Source organism: Bizionia gelidisalsuginis (assembly GCF_008086185.1).
Classification (GTDB): Bacteria; Bacteroidota; Bacteroidia; order Flavobacteriales; family Flavobacteriaceae; genus Bizionia; species Bizionia saleffrena.
In genome coordinates this window covers 1-2,500 of the sequence record NZ_VSKN01000046.1, presented here as the reverse complement: position 1 = coordinate 2,500, position 2,500 = coordinate 1, and the positions used below count along the sequence as shown (strand labels likewise).

Genomic DNA, 2,500 nt, shown 5'->3' with positions numbered 1-2,500 from the left:
CTCAGGATACCACTATCTTAACGCTCTTTACTTATACGGGACTATCACCCTCTTTGGTTCCTCTTTCCAAAGGATTCTAATTCATTACGCCTCGAATATCGTGGTCCTACAACCCCAGCAATGCCGTAACATTACTGGTTTGGGCTAATCCGCGTTCGCTCGCCACTACTAACGGAATCACTTTTGTTTTCTTCTCCTCCGGGTACTTAGATGTTTCAGTTCTCCGGGTTTGCTCCTATTGCTAGGTGATATATCTTCAATATATCGGGTTGCCCCATTCGGATATCTACGGATCAATTTGTATGTGCCAATCCCCGTAGCTTTTCGCAGCTTATCACGTCCTTCGTCGCCTCTGAGAGCCAAGGCATTCCCCATACGCCCTTATTTAGCTTATTGTACTATTTGCTTTTTTAATGAGTTACATTACTAATAGTCAGCTCGTGACTTTCTATTAGCTTATTATATTATATACGAACAGCTTACGCTATTCTTATTTTTTTCATGTATCTTTTTTCAATATGTCAATGAACTTTTGGCTAATTCAAACAGTTTAGTATAAATACTACTGCGTACAATTATATGCCGTTGTGGAGAATATCGGAGTCGAACCGATGACCTCCTGCGTGCAAGGCAGGCGCTCTAGCCAGCTGAGCTAATCCCCCATTTTAAACTCTAGCGTGTAGAATCCTTAATGTGAATTTAGTAGTCTCAGTTCTAGAATTTCCTTTCTTATAGTATTAGTAGTCTCAGGCAGACTCGAACTGCCGACCTCTACATTATCAGTGTAGCGCTCTAACCAGCTGAGCTATGAGACTCTACTATAATAGATTTTAAATTAACAGCAGGAGAATAAATTATTTAATTTCCTTGTAATACTCTTTTGGTCGTCTTTCTCTAGAAAGGAGGTGTTCCAGCCGCACCTTCCGGTACGGCTACCTTGTTACGACTTAGCCCTAGTTACCGATTTTACCCTAGGCCGCTCCTTGCGGTGACGGACTTCAGGCACTCCCAGCTTCCATGGCTTGACGGGCGGTGTGTACAAGGCCCGGGAACGTATTCACCGCATCATGGCTGATATGCGATTACTAGCGATTCCAGCTTCACGGAGTCGAGTTGCAGACTCCGATCCGAACTGTGATAGGGTTTATAGATTCGCTCCTTCTCGCGAAGTGGCTGCTCTCTGTCCCTACCATTGTAGCACGTGTGTAGCCCAGGACGTAAGGGCCGTGATGATTTGACGTCATCCCCACCTTCCTCACAGTTTGCACTGGCAGTCTTGTTAGAGTTCCCGACATGACTCGCTGGCAACTAACAACAGGGGTTGCGCTCGTTATAGGACTTAACCTGACACCTCACGGCACGAGCTGACGACAACCATGCAGCACCTTGTAAATTGTCCGAAGAAAAGTCTATCTCTAAACCTGTCAATCTACATTTAAGCCCTGGTAAGGTTCCTCGCGTATCATCGAATTAAACCACATGCTCCACCGCTTGTGCGGGCCCCCGTCAATTCCTTTGAGTTTCATTCTTGCGAACGTACTCCCCAGGTGGGTTACTTATCACTTTCGCTTAGCCACTCAGTCCGAAAACCGAACAGCTAGTAACCATCGTTTACGGCGTGGACTACCAGGGTATCTAATCCTGTTCGCTCCCCACGCTTTCGTCCATCAGTGTCAGTGTATTATTAGTAATCTGCCTTCGCAATTGGTATTCTATGTAATATCTATGCATTTCACCGCTACACTACATATTCTAACTACTTCATAATAACTCAAGATAACCAGTTTCAAAGGCAATTCTACAGTTGAGCTGCAGGATTTCACCTCTGACTTAATTATCCACCTACGGACCCTTTAAACCCAATGATTCCGGATAACGCTTGGATCCTCCGTATTACCGCGGCTGCTGGCACGGAGTTAGCCGATCCTTATTCTTACAGTACCGTCAAGCCCCGACACGTCGGGGGGTTTCTTCCTGTATAAAAGCAGTTTACAACCCATAGGGCAGTCATCCTGCACGCGGCATGGCTGGATCAGGCTCTCGCCCATTGTCCAATATTCCTCACTGCTGCCTCCCGTAGGAGTCTGGTCCGTGTCTCAGTACCAGTGTGGGGGATCCCCCTCTCAGGGCCCCTATCTATCGTTGCCATGGTAAGCCGTTACCTTACCATCTAGCTAATAGAACGCATACTCATCTTGTACCGTAACCTTTAATATAGTCCTCAGGTGAAAACTATATACTATGAGGTATTAATCCAAATTTCTCTGGGCTATCCCTCAGTACAAGGTAGATTGTATACGCGTTACTCACCCGTGCGCCGGTCGTCAGCATAGCAAGCTACCTGTTACCCCTCGACTTGCATGTGTTAAGCCTGCCGCTAGCGTTCATCCTGAGCCAGGATCAAACTCTTCATCGTTAAATTTTAAGTCTTGCGACTATCTTTTTAACAACCAAAGAAATTGTCAGTACTCTTTAATGATTTATTCTCTTGTTTGTAATT

At 45.5% G+C, this 2,500-nt stretch carries 2 tRNA genes and 2 rRNA genes (1 of these 4 cut by a window edge); all 4 read right to left on the bottom strand.

What is annotated here, in order from left to right:
* Positions 1-396 (bottom strand): 23S ribosomal RNA (locus ES677_RS14795) (it extends 2,432 nt beyond the left edge of the window).
* A 192-nt stretch (positions 397-588) separates the two neighbouring features.
* Positions 589-662, bottom strand: a tRNA-Ala gene (locus ES677_RS14790).
* 79 nt (positions 663-741) lie between these two features.
* A tRNA-Ile gene (locus ES677_RS14785) sits at positions 742-815 on the bottom strand.
* Positions 816-898: 83 nt separating this feature from the next.
* Positions 899-2,416 (bottom strand): 16S ribosomal RNA (locus tag ES677_RS14780).
* Together the 16S and 23S rRNA genes with 2 tRNA genes alongside form the textbook arrangement of a ribosomal RNA operon.
* Positions 2,417-2,500 lie beyond the last annotated feature (84 nt).